Below are 13,889 nucleotides of genomic sequence, written 5' to 3' on the forward strand. Positions count from 1 at the left end.
CAAAACGGTTTGGATGGTGTCACGGTTTGCAGTCGCTCGAGAGGCGTCACCGTGTGCAGTAACTCGAGGACTCGTGACGCGGACGGCAGTCGCTCGAGGCCCAGAAATTCGCCGAGAACGAGTTGGCTGAGAACGAGACAGTCGGGCCGCTCAGTCGTCCGCCGGTGCCGCTCGCGATTGTACCTCGAGGTCGCCGTCGTCGAGACGCTGCTCGACGTTACGAGCCGCTTCGACCATGTTCTTCATCTTACCGTAGGCGACCTCACGTGGGAGGAGTTTGACGCCGCAGTCGGGCGAGACGACGAGCTGTTCTGGGGGGACGATCTCGAGGCCCTTCTCGATGTTACGCTCGATGTCCTCGACCGATTCGACCTCGGCGTCGTGGACGTCGACGACGCCGAAGGCCAGGTCCTTGGTGAATTCGGGGTCTTTGAACACGTCGAGCTGGTCGTAGTCGCCGTTGGCGAGTTCGAGGTCGAACTCGTCGACGGGGAACTCCAGTATTTCGGGGTAGATCCTGGAGTAGTCGCCATAGCAGACGTGGAGGCCGATTCGCACGTCCTCGGGGATGTCGGCGACGATGCGCTCGAGACACTCGCCGACGATGGCGTGGTCGTCGGGCGTGGTCGCAAGGGCGGGTTCGTCGATTTGGATGTACCGCGCGCCGGCCTCGACGAGTTTTTCGATCTCCTCGTTGACCAGGTCCGCGAGGTCGTACGCGAGCGACTCTTCGTCGTCGTAGGCCTCGTTGAACGACCAGTTCGCGAGGGTGTACGGACCCGTGATGGGAACCTTCACCGGGCGGTTGGTCGCTGACGCCGTGAACTCGTACTCGTCGACCAGCCACGTCTCGTCGTACTCGACTTCGCTGACGACGGAGGGCTTGTCGAAGTAGTTGTGGCCCCAGACCTTGACCGGGCCGTTGAACTCGTAGCCGTCGATCCGGTGGGCGAAGTACTCGACCATCTCGTTGCGGCGCATCTCGCCGTCGACCACCACGTCGAGGCCCGCGCGCTCGTGTTCGTTCGTGATGAGGCGAGCCGCGTCGTCTTTGGCCTCCTGGTAGTCATCGGCGTCGAAGCCGTGCTCCGGGTCCTGGTACAGCTCTTTCGCCCGGTTGAGCCACTTGGGCTTGGGGTAGCTACCGACGACCGTCGTCAGCAGGAAGTGATCGGCCGCGTGATTTTTGGATCGGAACTGGTCTTTGTTCGCGTTCTGGTGCTGGCTCATGCGTGGGTCACCTCCGCGAGCGCGGCGGCTTCCGCGAGGGCCTCGAGTTTCGCCTCGAACTTCGCGTACGGGAGGTAGAACGTCTCGGTGTTCGTCGTCAGATACGTCGTCTCGAAGTCGGTAACTGGGATCTGGTCGAACACCCAGTCGGCCCGCTCGCGGATCGCTTCGGGCTCCTCGAGGAGGGTATTCTGGCCGTCGGCCAGTCCCAGCGAAACGTCGTCGGTCGCGCCGTACTCCTGCAGGTTGTAGAGATTCTGCTCCTGTTCGGTCACGAAGTCGAACCCGAGCGCGTCGAAGTCGGCGTCGAGCAGGTGGGCGTAGACCTTCTCCTCGAGCGCGCCGTAAAACGGCTGGACAATGACCTCGGCGTCGGTCGCGCCCGCGACGGTGTCGACCGCCTCGCTCGCGCGTTCGTCAAGGCCGTCACTCGGTGCGTTCTCGACGAGCGACGGCTCGAGCAGGAACAGCGTCTCGTGGGCCGGGAACGCCTCGACCTCGCCGGCCAGGAAATCGGCGACGGCCGACAGGAACGTCTCCTCGTCGCCGTAGTGGTCGTCGGTGGCCAGGTCGAAAAGCGAGTACGGGCCGGGGAGGACCGCCTGAAGCGGTTCCTCCGTCAGGGCAGCGGCGGCCTCGAGTTCGCCCGCGACGTCGCCCGAGAAGCCCAGTTCGTCGGTGACGACGGGGTCGCGATAGAAGTTGTTGTTGTCGTAGTAGCGGACGATGCCCCCCGTGTCGACGGCGTCGTGGACGGTCAGCGGGTGCGCGAGCATGTCGTCCCAGCGAAGCTGGCCCTCCGAGATCAGGTCCAGTCCGGCCTCGACCTGGGTCTCGACGACTTCGGCGCGCGCCTCGTCGTAGATGCTCGTGACTGCCTCGCCCTCATCGCCGCTGATGAGGTCGTGTTTCTGGTGCCCTTTCGCGTCGGATAAGTCCTCTTTCGCCCAGTCCGGGAGTGGAAACAGCCCCGGTGTGGTCGATACGTACTCGGTCATGCGTAGGCAGGGCTAGGCTATGCCGGTGCTTAATATTTTCCATACTCTCGTATGCCTACGAGTTATTTGATCTGGAGTCGAGAAGGCGTTTAGTCCACTCGAAGACGGCGTCGAAACGGCGGGAGTCTCGCTCGAGGCGCTCACTCCGTAACGCGAATGGCCACAGAAGATAAATTCCGGACCCGATTACCGAACTAGTTCGAGTACCGTCAGCGTCTCGAACGGGAACGACTCGTCGGCGACGGCGACTGCACTGAATCCCTCCTCGCCCGCACGTTCGACCACCGCGTCGACCCCCGTGAGACTGCTGACCAGGAGGAGGACGACGCCGTCGGGGGCCAGTACCCGGGACACTGTCTCGAGGAACGGATCGATCACCGCCCGGCCGTCCTCGCCGCCCGAAAGCGCGCGCTCCATCCAATCGTCCCACTCGTGGTCCGGGTCCGTGGGCAGGTACGGCGGGTTGAATGCGACGGCGTCGAAGGTGCCCGACCGAAACGGCGAGACGAGATCCGCTCGCACCGCCTCGAGTCCGCGCTCGCGCGCGTTCGCAACGGCGTGTGGGTTGACGTCGGCGGCGACGACTCGAGCCCCGACCTCGGTGGCGATCCGGTCGGCGACGTACCCCGACCCGGTGCCGACCTCGAGGACCCAATCCTCCGTCTCGAGTCGGTCACAGGCCGCGTCCGCGAGCAATTGCGAATCCTCCGCCGGCTGATAGACGTCGGTCTCGAGGCCGCGACGCTCGGTAAGATCCTTTCCCATCAATCGTCCTCCGAGGGTCGTCTGGACGCCGTCCCTCGAGCCGTCGGTTCGTTCACCGGTTCGTCCAGTCGCATTCGAAAACCGTCAGTTTCCTCGCGTCCACTCAACTCCCGCTGTGGGTACGGGATCTTGACGTCGGCCTCCTCGAACTGGGTCTTGATCGCGCTGATGGCCTTCGTCCGGGCCGTCCAGCGACGTCGCGCGCTCGGCCGATCGATCCAGAAGCGGACGCCCAGGACGACCGACGAGTCGCCGAAGTGCTTCGTGACCACCATCGGCTCTGGGACGTCCATCACCTCCTCGATCGGCTCGAGGGCATCTCGAGCGAGGGTCGCCGCCTGATCGACGTCGACGCTGTAGTCGACGCCGACTTCGACCTCGATGCGAAGACGGCCCTTCTTCGAGCGGTTCGTCACGATGCTCGTCGTGACGACGTCGTTGGGGACGACGATGTACTCCCCGTCGAACGACTGAATTTGCGTGTTGAAGATCGAGATGTTCGTGACCGTCCCCTCCCGGCCGTCGATCTCGACCCAGTGGCCGATCTCGAACGACCGGGAGAACATCAGGACGAACCCGGCGAGCAACGCACCGAGAGTCTGCCTGGCGGCCATCCCGACGACGATACCCAGGAATCCGGCTCCGACGAGGAGCCCGCTGAGGTCGTCGATCCAGATGCTGAGGACGACAACGATCGAGACCGACCAGATGAATACCTGGATGACGCGATTCGACACCTCCTCTTGGTGTTTCGTGACCGTCGTCGAGGAGGCCACTACGTCGTGTAACAGCCGCCTCACGAATCGCCAGACGATGTAGGTCAGCACGACCATTACGAACGACGCGGTCACTCGAGGGAGGAACGTCCCTTCCGGATCGAACCGCGAGAGGACCGTTGACAGTTCCTCGGTCGCCCCCCAGACCCCGACGGCCACGTACAGCGCCAATCCTCCCGTCCCGAAGAGGAGAATCGTCGCGACGATATCGGCGTACAGCGCCCTCGAGCGGTCGGAAACCCAGGACTGGAGTCGTCGGTGGGAAATCAACACGAGCAGAAACAGTCCCGTAACGACGGCCGTCGCTACTCCCTTCTGGAACTGCGTGTGGAACGTGTTTTCGAGCCACTCGAGCCCAGTAAACGCGTCTACCACGGATTCTCACCCCTCATCCGAACGGCCTACCTCATCGGCGAGCGTCGCCAGTTCGGCGAACTCGGTGGGGGTGACGGCTCCGGCCCGTTTGTCCAACAGTTCTTCGTCTACCGCCTCGACGACGGCGTCCGCATCCTCGAGCCCCGAGATGTGAGCCGTATTTCGAATCGCGTTTCGCATCGTCTTCCGACGTTGTGTGAACACCGCCTTGACGAACCGCAGGAAGAACGCCTCGTCTGCGACCTCGTAGTCGGGCGTCCGCGGGATCGACCGGACGACTGCACTCTCGACCTGTGGCGGCGGCGAAAACGCCTCCTTCGGGATCGTCTCGACGATTTCGACGGCCGCGAAGTGCTGGGCCGACACCGACAGCCGCCCGTACTCGGACGTCCCCGGTTCGGCGACCATGCGCTCGGCGAACTCCTTTTGGAACATCAGGACGAGCGGGCGCTTTTCGGGGAGGAGGCGAAACGCGATTTCGCTCGAGACGCCGTAGGGAAGGTTCGAGACCGACGCCGAAAAGGAAGGCAGGTCGACCTCGAGGGCGTCGCCCTGGATGACGGTCAGGCGGCCAGCCGTGACCTCCTCGGCGAACTCCTCCTCGAGAAACGCGGCCAACCGTCGGTCTCGCTCGACGACGGTCACCTCGTCGGCAACGGCGAGCAGTCGGTCGGTGAGTGCGCCCGTCCCGCCGCCGATCTCGAGGAGGTGGCTCGTTACCTCGCGAGTGGGCTCGGTTGGTTCGGTCGACTCAGTCGATTCCTCGCCCTCACCTGGCGACGCGTCGCGGTTTATCGTCTCGAGATACGTCGGCAACCGGTCGAGGACGCGATCGTCGACGAGAAAGTGTTGATCGCGGTCGGGATCACCGCGAACCCCCGCCCTCGCGATCAACCCGTCTGGATCTCTCATTGCCCGGGCGTAGGGGGCAGGGGGCCGTAAACGCACCGTCTCGAGAGCGCGTCACTCGCGTGAATAGTCGTTGGACAAAAGCTATCGCGTGAATAGTCGTTGCGTGAGGTCGTCGCGTGAATAGCCGTCGCTCGCAACCGGCAGTGAAGACGAAAAGGAGAGCACGCTACTCGTCGCGCTGGTCTCGGCCCACGAACGTCCGATACTTGAGGTCTTCGTCCCGTAACTCCTCGAGAATCCGATTCGCGAGCACCTCGTCCGGATCGTGCAGTCCCGAAACTCGATCCTCGAGGTCCTCGAAGCTCTCGAAGGGCTTTCGCTTTCGCTGGTCGAGAATGTTGTTTCGGAGTTTCTTCCCGATGCCCGGCAACAGGTTGAGCTGGTGGAGCCGAAGCGTGATCGGCTGCGCATCGTTGTAGAAGTCCACGAATCGTTGTTCGTTCTCTTCGATGAGGTCGGCGATGACGTACTCGAGTTCGGACTGGGCGCCAGAGGAGAGGTCGTCGTACTCGACGGGATGACACTCCTCGACGACGTCGCGCGCTGTTGGCGGCTCGACGACGACTCGGGTACCGATCGTGAGCCGAGCGTCCTCGTCGAAGGCGACCTGGTACAGCGTGAAGTCGTCCACGCCGAGGGCGTAGCCGGCCGGTGACTGCTGGTAGCGACGGCGGCCACCCGAGAGCCCGTGGGCCAGATAATCCAGCACGACCGCTCGGCGCACGTCCACGTCCGTCTCATCGCTGTCGGCTTCGCTCATTGACTCGCAGTACGGCGACGGAATACTTAAAGAGTCGGCTCAGCGACGGTTCGCGCGAACGACGTACAGCGACCCGAAATCGAACACGACGCCGCCCTCGATGGGACCGCCCTCAGACGTACTTCGCGATGACGTTGAGGATGTCGTCGAGTTCGTCACCGGAGACGGAGTAGCGCTGCTGGGCGAACACGGTTCGAAGCTCCTGTCGGTCCCGCGGGAGCAAGTTCACGATCTTGTACGCCGTTGGCTCATCCACTTTCTCGAGATCCTGGAGATCCTCGACGAGGGCGTTCGCGTCCTCGGTCTCGAGGATGGCGAAGCGGTTGACGTGTTCGATAGCACGCGCAAGTTCGTATCGCAGTTCGCGCTCGTCGTCGAGCGCCCGTTCGGTTTCGATGTCCTCGAGGAGGTCCTTCGTCTCCGAGACCGTCAGGTACTCCTCGTCGACGATCTCTTTGAAGATCGTCATTCCTGGGCGCGGAGGTGGGCAGCGGTGACGATCAGCGTCTTCGCCTTCCCGCCGTCGGTGATCTCGACTTTGAAGGCCTTGCCCTGTTTGCCGACGACCTCGCCGGTGTGACCGTCGAATCGCGGGTGATAGCGCCCTTTCGGAACGCTCGGGTCGATCTTGAGGTGGACCTTCTGGCCCACGTCGTACTCCTGAATCGCACGTTGCGGTGGCGAAGTCCCGCGGTCTCGGGGATCGTTCGAGAGCTTTCGCCGGGTTCCCTGACGAGGTCCGTTCGAGTTCGGCATAGTCGTACGACGCTCTTGACCGGTGACGGTTATAAAACGCACGTTCTCGACCCGTCTCGTCTCGAGTCACGGCGGCCGCTCGAGGTAAGACATAGGTGAGGCTATTCGTGACCGAGTAGCCCCGAGCCTCCGGCGCGAAGGGGAACAGTAATCCCGCCGGCGGTTGCCTCCGTACGTATGAGCGACGATCGCGGTACCGACGACGGTGACGCTGATGGTGACAGTGGCGGCGCACGGGCCTTCCGCTTCGAGACCCGTTCGATCCACGCAGGTCAGGAGCCTGACGCCGAGACCGGCGCCCTCATGACGCCGATTTTCGCGAACTCGACGTACGAACAGGACGGCCCCGGCGACCACCGCGGCTACGAGTACTCCCGCACCGGCAACCCCACGCGCGACGACCTCGAGGCCAACCTCGCGAGTCTCGAGGGTGCCGACTACGGCCGCTGTTTCTCGAGCGGCATGGGATCGATCAACACCATCTGCAACCTGCTGGAGTCAGGCGACCACGTCGTCACCGGGAACGACGTTTACGGCGGCACCCACCGCATCTTCACCCAGGTCTACGAGCAGTACGAGATCGAGTTCACGTTCGTCGACATGACCGACCTCGAGGCTATCGATGCGGCCTTTCAGGACAACACCGAACTCCTGTGGCTCGAGACCCCGACCAACCCGCTCATGTCCATCGTCGACATCGAGGGCGCTGCCGAGATTGCCCACGAGCACGACGCCATCTGCGCCATCGACAACACCTTCGCCACGCCGTACCTCCAGCGCCCGCTCGACCTGGGCGCAGACGTGGTCAGTCACTCGCTCACCAAGTACCTCGGCGGCCACTCCGACGTCGTCGGCGGAGCGCTCCTGACGAACGACCCCGACCTCGACGAGCGCTTCGGTTTCTACCAGAACTCCGTGGGCGCGACGCCCGGTCCGTTCGACGCCTTCCTCGTGCTCCGCGGAACCAAGACCCTCCCCGTCCGGATGGACCGCCACTGCGAGAATGCCCGCGCCATCGCTCAGTGGCTCGACCAGCACCCCGAGGTCGACCGCGTCTACTATCCCGGCCTCGAGAGCCACCCCGGCCACGAGATCGCGGCCCGGCAGATGGACGACTTCGGGGGCATGCTCAGCTTCGAACTCGACGGCACGCTCGAGCAGGCAAGCGACGTCGTCTCGAACACGGAGGTGTTCACCCTCGCCGAGAGCCTCGGCGGTGTCGAGAGCCTGATCGAACAGCCGGCGCCGATGACCCACGCCGCTATTCCACGAGAAGAACGCATCGCGGCCGGACTCAGCGACAGCCTGATCCGCGTCTCGGTGGGCATCGAGCACGTCGACGACCTGATCGGAGACCTCGAGCAGTCGATCGAAGCGGCGTTCGAATGAGTCAATACGAATGAGCCAACTCGATCGATCACTCCCCGTAGACGAGTCTACCGTTCGGCGCGTCGTCGCCGTCGCTCGAGAGAACGGATTCGCTCTCGTCGCCGCGGGCGTCGCGTTCTACATCTTCAACGCCCTGATCCCGCTGGTCATCTTCGTCCTCATCGGGATGACGACCGTCGGCTGGCTCGAGAACGCCCTCCAGCTCGCGGCACCCGCGTTCGGAGCCGAACCGGAATCGCTGGTCTCGGCAATGAACGGGATGATTGGCGAAGGGTCGGGTCGGGGCCGAGCCGCGGCGATCGCCGCCGCCATCCTCGCCTGGAGTTCGTTCACGACGTTCCAGTCGGTCAATCGCGCGTTCGGCCACGTCTACGGGGTCCAGGCAGAACGATCGCTGCGTCGGACCGCTCGAGACACGGGGCTGGTCCTCGTGACGGTGGCCCTCGCCGTCACCGCGATGGTCGTCGTGCAAGTCGGGTTAGTGGCCGTCGCTGGACAGACGGTCGCCCTGCTGGCGAGCGTCCCGCTCCTTGCAGGGGCGCTGTTCGCTATCTTCTTCCCGATGTTTTACCAGTTTTCGCCCCCGGACGTGACGGTTCGGGAAGCGCTCCCCGGCGTCGTCCTCGCGGCCGTTTCGTGGACCCTGGGTGCGCTCGGCTTTCGCCTCTACCTCACGACTTCCGAAAGCGTCGAGCTGTACGGCGCCGCCGGCGCCGTAATGTTGCTCTTGACCTGGCTGTACGTCGGGGCGCTGGCGCTGCTCGCCGGAGTCGTCCTCAACGCCGTCAAAGCAGGTCGAGTCGAGGCAGCGGACCGGTGGACGATCGATTGACGTGCGACGGCCGTCGCTCGAGGCGGCAGTGGCGGAACGGAAAATCGATCGGACCCGATCAGATACGGCCGACGTTCTCGACGTTGACGCTCTCGACGCCCTCGACCTCGCTGAAGGCCTCTTCGACGCCCTCGGTGCCACCGGCACCGTCGGGGACGATCACCGTCGGGTAGAGCGCGACGAGGCCGAACGCGACTTCCTCGCGCTCGACGCCGTTGATCTTCGCGCCCTCCGAGAGAGCGGTCTCGAGGCGCTCCTGGAGCGCGTCGAGGTCGATATCGGGACTCTGCGGCATGACTTTGATCTTGGCGGCTACTTTTCCCATGGTATCAGGGGCCGAGGAACCCACAGTCGGGGCACTCGTAGAGGTTGCTTTGTTTGCGACACTTGGCACAGCGGTAGATCTGTGCGCCACAGTCGGGACACTTGAACGACGCGGCGTTCGTGCCCGCGATGTTGATCCCACAGGAGACGCACGAGCGAGTCTCCCGTCGGTCCGTGGAACTCATACCCGCTTCTTCCCGCCCGTCGCTTTTAACGGTTGTCTTTCGCGCTACCGCCGTGGGTAGCGGTCTCCGTGGTCGTTCCTTCTCAGAGTCCGGCGAGAGCTAGCGGGCCGATCAACACGCCCATCAGATGGACGCGCCTGGCCCGCAGGCGAACGGGAACCAGCCCGACGACAGTGGCCACGCCGAACGTGAGAACGCCGACCGGCCCCGTGAACAGGAAGGCGAGGCAGACGAGCAAGGAGAGCACTACCGCCGAAATCCGCCAGTACTCGAGTCGACCGACCAGTTCCAGGTAGGCGTCGCCGACGACGATCACCAGCGCGAACCCGATGACGCCCGCCAGCACGATTCCCGAGATGAGAATCGGGAGCTCGAGCGGCGCGTCGACGCGCTGAAAGGCGACCATCACGCCCGAACGCGGCTGGCCGATGGCGACGAGCGCGAAGAGCGCGAAGATCGTATTGGCCGTGTCGACGCCGCTCGTCGCCACGATGTAGCTCCGCGCAGTGGCCCCACCGGGGAGGAGAACGAGAACGGCGACTGCGGCGATCGCGGCAGAGATGCCGGGGAGGTAGCCGACGACGGCACCGGACAGCGAGCCGGCGATGGCCGTCATTAGAAGTAGCGGTCGGGACATTCGAAGAATCGTTCCTCCCTGTGGTGGGACGCCACCGCCCCGAACGGCGTCGATCAACACCGGCGCACCGAAGAGGCCAGCGAACAGCGGCGCGAGCATCCCGCCGGCCTCGAGCGGCGCGTCCGGCGACAGGTCGAGGGTCGCCCAGCCGAGTGTCGCTGCGAGCGAAAACGAGAAGAGACCGGCGAAGCGACGCCGCCACGTGGGTTCAGAGACCACGAGGGCGAGAACGATGACCGCGAGCAGAACCGAGAGATTGGCTCGTAGCTGGGGGTAGACGGCCGTGACGGCGACGGTTACGGGAATCGCGAGCGGTATCGCCACGAGGACGGCCAGCAGGCTCCCGACCGCCGAGAGCCGAATCGCCTCGAAGCCCCGACCCTCGAGCACCAGCTGGTGGCCCGGTAGCGCCGTGACGGCCATCTCGGCGTCGGGGACTCCGAGGGCCATCGCCGGAACGGCGTTCAGGAAGGTGTGGACGACGCCCGCCGAGAGCATCGCACAGCCGACGAAGAGCGTCGGCCCCGGAACGGAGGGGGCGACGCCTGCGAGCAAGAGAGCGAAGTTGTTCGCGTGCAGCCCGGGAATGAGGCCGCTCACCGAACCAAGGGCGGCACCGCCGAGAATCCAGCACAGGAGGGCGGCCGTGAACGTCGGATTCACGGTCACCTCGAGGAACGCCTGTGCCATTGGTCGCGTCTGGGCGCGTTTCGGTACTTAAACTCGAGGAGTGTACAATGGTTGCTCGAGCGAGAGCAGTCAATAGTCAAAATAGGTGCAATAGGCGAGAACTTAACAATAGGTGAGATGGCCAGTCTGACCAACTCACTAAAAAGGCGACCAACTCCGTGGCAGCGCAAGTGTTTCACCAGTGGCAGTAGCTCGACTGTGACTGCGGTTGCGACTCTCGTTACGTGTCGCGCATCGCGCCAAAAAATCGATGTGACTGTGAAACGTCGAAACCCGACTTAGCCGAAGAGTTCGCCGAGGCCCTCGCCGCTGGCCTCCTCTTCCTCGTCATCGTCGTCGTCCGTCGTGTCTGGCACGTCGCTGGTCTCTTCGGCTTCCTCCTCGCCACCCTCCTCAGCGCCAGCAGCAGCCGCACCGCCGGCTGCAGCGCCGGCAGCGGGAACCGCGGCGGCCTCGGAGACGGCCTCGTCGATGTCGACGTCCTCGAGCGCGGCGACGAGCGCCTTGACGCGGGACTCCTCGACTTCGACGCCGGCGGCCTCGAGCACGCCGGTCAGGTTGTCTTCGTTGATCTCTTCGTCGGTCTCGTTCAGGATGAGTGCTGCGTAAACGTATTCCATTGGTGTAATCCTCGTAGTGTGTCTGTGTCTGTATCTGTGTTATCCGAACATTGCGCCGAGTCCTTCTGCGCCGTCACCGTCATCGTCGTCATCGTCCTCGTCTTCGTCAGCGGCCTCGGACTCGTCGCCGTTCTGGTCGTCGCTCGATTCTTCTTCCGAAGCTCCTGCCGCACCCGCGTCCGCAGCGGGGGCCTCGACGCCCTGGAGTTCCTCCGGGAGCGCCTCTTCGTCGTCGATCTGGGCCGCAATCGCGCGCAGTTGTGCGTCGGCCTTGCGGACGAGGTCGGGCATGAGGTCGTCGTTTTCGATCGCCGCGTGCAGGCCGAGGCTCTTCGCCTCGCCCGTCGCCTTCGCGATGATCGTCGGCACGGTCTGGGTCGTCGGGTAGCCCGCGTTGATCGAGAGGTTGCGTGCGAAAGCGGCGGCCGTCTGCACGTCGCTCTTGTAGGCCTCGACGTCGATGTCGAGGTCTTCGGGATCGAACAGCACGCCCTCGGAGAAGACGGCGCGCAGGTCGAGACCCACTTCCTTGGGCTCGATGCCGAGTTCGTTGAGGACGTTCGCGAGATCGGCCGAGACCTCCTCGCCGGCCTCGAGGACAGTCGAGTCCTCCATGACCTGAATCGAACCGTCTTCGATCCGAGCGTTGGCACCGATCTGCTGGAGTTCGCCCACGAACGGACCGGGGTCGACCCCGGTGTCACCCTCGGGGATGACGATGTCGTTCGGGGCCACCTCGCCGGCGTTGATCGGCGCGGGCGTCTTCGAGGCCTCGAGTTCCTTGTACAGGGCGAACGGGTTTGCGTTCGTCGCGACGAGGCCGACCTGTCCGTCGACGTGTTCGACGAGGTCGTCGAGTCCGCCGGACTCGAGCGCGCGTCGTTGCAACGTGTTGCGACTGACGCGGACCACGGCGGTGCCGTGGAGGCCGCGACGCATGTCCTGTAGCTGCTTCGAGGGGATGCCGGTGATACCGATGACGCCGACGCTCTCGTACTCGTCGATGAGTGTCTCGAGTTCGTCGACCTCCTCGCGTTTCCACTCGGGCAGGTTCTCGGTCTTGCGCTCGGCTTCCGCCTGTGCTTCGGCGCTCATTTCAGGCCACCTCCACGGACGGCCCCATCGTCGTCTTCACGTAGACGGAGTCGATGTTCTGGGGGCCCTTCTCGAGGTCGGCGTGCAGGCGCCGGAGGATGACGTCGATGTTGTCGGCGATGTCCTCGGCGCCCATGTCCTCGGCACCCACGCGCGTGTGGAACGTGCGTCGGTCCCGCGAGCGAACTTGCACGGTGTTCTTCAGCCGGTTGACCGTCTCGACGACGTCGTCGTCGGGCGAGAGTGGGTCCGGCATCTTCCCTCGCGGGCCCAGGATCGTTCCTAGGTGCCGCGCGATGTCCTGCATCATCGCCTCCTCGGCGATGAAGAAGTCGGTTTCGTCCGCCAGATCTTTGGCGTCGTCGTCGTCCAGATCGGCCACGTCACTCCCCGAAAGGACCTGGTCCGCGACCTCCTCGGCGCGGACAGCGGTCTCACCTTCGGCGATGACGATGATTTGGGTCTCCTGGCCGGTTCCAGACGGCAACACGACGGACTCGTCGACACGATTCGACGGTTCGTTGAGGTCTAGATCGCGCAGATTGATCGCGAGGTCGACCGTCTCGGTGAAGTTCCGATCGGGCGCGTCCTCGAGTGCGCGAGTGACTGCTGTTTCGATATCCGAATTTGCCATCGTTCACCTCCGTAGTACGCAGGGTATGCTCCTACGGGTCAGTGAAACAGGCCATGCCTGTCTCGCTTTGAGAAAGTGTCATGGCCAACTTAAACCCGTCGAACTCCGCGCCTCGAGGATCGAGGAGTTTCGTGGCCTCGATTTGATCCAGTTGGACGCCACTCGAGCGTGCGGTTCGCCCGGCTGATTTAGCCAAACCGATCGATTAGAAATTGTGAATGTGCAACTGACCGAAATATACATTATCGTGGCAGATGTAGAACGCGACAATGCGGCCGATAGATTTATATGGTGTCGTTGGAGGTCTCGGGGGAGGGGGCGAGAGCGAATCCGCTCGCGTCTACGAACAGGTGGTCGCGGCATTTACCGGACTGTCGCCGCTCGAGCAAGCCGCGATACAGGCCGTCGCAATCGTCCTAATCGGTGGGGTCGCTCTCGGAATCCTCCGGTATTCAGGAAGGAAAACACTCGAGGTTTCCAGACGGAGCCCAGTTATCTCCCTGTGTATTGGGGTGCCAGGCGCGCTCGTCCTCGGCGGCCTATTTTACACCGGCATCCTGCTTACGTCCTCGCCGGTCGGGATTTTCTTTGCAATTCCACTCGTCGTCATCGGCGTGATCGTGCTTCCGGTGAGTGCGGCACTCGGCTACGTCGCCATTGGCGCGACGATTTCGACGCGAGTCGGCCTGTCTCGGACCCCTGCCTGGGTCATTGCTGGTGGCCTCCTCGGAGGAGTCGCCATGCTCATCCCGGCCTTCGGTCTCGCACTCGTCACGATAGCCACCGCGCTGGGGGTCGGTTCCTGGACTCGCGTACTCGTCGGGAACGGTGGCGTCCGACAGCCAGAAGAGCGGGTCGTTCCACCGGCGAACAAGGTGTAGGCTCTCGAGTGTTTGCGTCAGTGTTTCGGA

Annotated in this window: 17 protein-coding genes; 3 read left to right on the plus strand and 14 right to left on the minus strand. The window is 63.9% G+C overall.

The features are described from left to right. Nucleotides 1-150: 150 nt before the first annotated feature. From ACFQO4_RS16760 to ACFQO4_RS16795, 8 genes are all read right to left on the minus strand, one after another. Nucleotides 151-1,230, minus strand: a complete 1,080-nt coding sequence (locus ACFQO4_RS16760) for a methionine synthase (RefSeq protein ID WP_500262006.1) — start codon at nucleotides 1,228-1,230, stop codon at nucleotides 151-153. Then, nucleotides 1,227-2,228 (minus strand): 5-methyltetrahydropteroyltriglutamate--homocysteine methyltransferase, encoded by a 1,002-nt coding sequence (locus ACFQO4_RS16765; RefSeq protein ID WP_500262007.1) that lies wholly within the window; start codon nucleotides 2,226-2,228, stop codon nucleotides 1,227-1,229. The genes ACFQO4_RS16760 and ACFQO4_RS16765 overlap by 4 nt, the downstream gene beginning before the upstream one ends. Before the next feature lie 186 nt (nucleotides 2,229-2,414). Further along, complete coding sequence (locus tag ACFQO4_RS16770; protein ID WP_500262008.1) at nucleotides 2,415-2,993, minus strand: HemK2/MTQ2 family protein methyltransferase; 579 nt, start codon at nucleotides 2,991-2,993, stop codon at nucleotides 2,415-2,417. Then, on the minus strand, nucleotides 2,993-4,144 hold the full coding sequence (locus tag ACFQO4_RS16775) for a mechanosensitive ion channel family protein (RefSeq protein WP_500262009.1): 1,152 nt from the start codon (nucleotides 4,142-4,144) through the stop codon (nucleotides 2,993-2,995). The genes ACFQO4_RS16770 and ACFQO4_RS16775 overlap by 1 nt, the downstream gene beginning before the upstream one ends. A gap of 6 nt (nucleotides 4,145-4,150) precedes the next feature. After that, a complete protein-coding gene (gene rsmA, locus ACFQO4_RS16780) occupies nucleotides 4,151-5,056 on the minus strand; it encodes a 16S rRNA (adenine(1518)-N(6)/adenine(1519)-N(6))-dimethyltransferase RsmA (RefSeq protein ID WP_500262010.1) in 906 nt (301 codons plus the stop codon). A 166-nt stretch (nucleotides 5,057-5,222) separates the two neighbouring features. Beyond that, nucleotides 5,223-5,816 carry a DUF655 domain-containing protein gene (locus ACFQO4_RS16785; RefSeq protein ID WP_500262011.1) on the minus strand — a complete coding sequence of 198 codons (594 nt, stop codon included), beginning with the start codon at nucleotides 5,814-5,816 and terminating at the stop codon, nucleotides 5,223-5,225. Nucleotides 5,817-5,928: 112 nt separating this feature from the next. Beyond that, entirely contained in the window at nucleotides 5,929-6,285 is a 357-nt protein-coding gene (locus ACFQO4_RS16790; protein WP_500262012.1) for an RNA polymerase Rpb4 family protein, read from the minus strand. Beyond that, entirely contained in the window at nucleotides 6,282-6,572 is a 291-nt protein-coding gene (locus ACFQO4_RS16795; protein WP_312908537.1) for a 50S ribosomal protein L21e, read from the minus strand. Before ACFQO4_RS16795 ends, ACFQO4_RS16790 begins: the two co-directional genes overlap by 4 nt. Nucleotides 6,573-6,749: 177 nt before the next feature. On the opposite strand from ACFQO4_RS16795, the gene ACFQO4_RS16800 reads away from it, so the two are divergent. Beyond that, complete coding sequence (locus ACFQO4_RS16800; protein WP_500262013.1) at nucleotides 6,750-7,961, plus strand: cystathionine gamma-synthase; 1,212 nt, start codon at nucleotides 6,750-6,752, stop codon at nucleotides 7,959-7,961. 10 nt (nucleotides 7,962-7,971) lie between these two features. Beyond that, nucleotides 7,972-8,793 carry a YihY/virulence factor BrkB family protein gene (locus ACFQO4_RS16805; protein WP_500262014.1) on the plus strand — a complete coding sequence of 274 codons (822 nt, stop codon included), beginning with the start codon at nucleotides 7,972-7,974 and terminating at the stop codon, nucleotides 8,791-8,793. Nucleotides 8,794-8,851: 58 nt separating this feature from the next. Here ACFQO4_RS16805 and ACFQO4_RS16810 read toward each other — a convergent pair whose 3' ends face one another. From ACFQO4_RS16810 to ACFQO4_RS16835, 6 genes are all read right to left on the minus strand, one after another. Continuing rightward, nucleotides 8,852-9,118 carry an elongation factor 1-beta gene (locus ACFQO4_RS16810; protein ID WP_254156846.1) on the minus strand — a complete coding sequence of 89 codons (267 nt, stop codon included), beginning with the start codon at nucleotides 9,116-9,118 and terminating at the stop codon, nucleotides 8,852-8,854. Between the two features lie 4 nt (nucleotides 9,119-9,122). After that, entirely contained in the window at nucleotides 9,123-9,302 is a 180-nt protein-coding gene (locus ACFQO4_RS16815; RefSeq protein ID WP_253436037.1) for an HVO_2753 family zinc finger protein, read from the minus strand. An 82-nt stretch (nucleotides 9,303-9,384) separates the two neighbouring features. Continuing rightward, the gene (locus ACFQO4_RS16820) at nucleotides 9,385-10,629 is read right to left on the minus strand and encodes a tripartite tricarboxylate transporter permease (protein WP_500262015.1); all 1,245 of its coding nucleotides are present in this window, start codon (nucleotides 10,627-10,629) and stop codon (nucleotides 9,385-9,387) included. 278 nt (nucleotides 10,630-10,907) lie between these two features. Further along, entirely contained in the window at nucleotides 10,908-11,249 is a 342-nt protein-coding gene (gene rpl12p, locus ACFQO4_RS16825; RefSeq protein WP_312908473.1) for a 50S ribosomal protein P1, read from the minus strand. 39 nt (nucleotides 11,250-11,288) lie between these two features. Further along, complete coding sequence (locus tag ACFQO4_RS16830) at nucleotides 11,289-12,344, minus strand: 50S ribosomal protein L10 (RefSeq protein WP_500262016.1); 1,056 nt, start codon at nucleotides 12,342-12,344, stop codon at nucleotides 11,289-11,291. 1 nt (nucleotide 12,345) lies between these two features. Continuing rightward, on the minus strand, nucleotides 12,346-12,978 hold the full coding sequence (locus ACFQO4_RS16835) for a 50S ribosomal protein L1 (RefSeq protein WP_254156754.1): 633 nt from the start codon (nucleotides 12,976-12,978) through the stop codon (nucleotides 12,346-12,348). A gap of 269 nt (nucleotides 12,979-13,247) precedes the next feature. Between ACFQO4_RS16835 and ACFQO4_RS16840 the strand changes: the two genes are divergently transcribed. Next, the gene (locus tag ACFQO4_RS16840; protein WP_500262017.1) at nucleotides 13,248-13,859 is read left to right on the plus strand and encodes a hypothetical protein; all 612 of its coding nucleotides are present in this window, start codon (nucleotides 13,248-13,250) and stop codon (nucleotides 13,857-13,859) included. Nucleotides 13,860-13,889: the final 30 nt, after the last annotated feature.

The organism is Saliphagus sp. GCM10025334 (assembly GCF_042663485.1).
Taxonomy (GTDB): domain Archaea; phylum Halobacteriota; class Halobacteria; order Halobacteriales; family Natrialbaceae; genus Natronosalvus.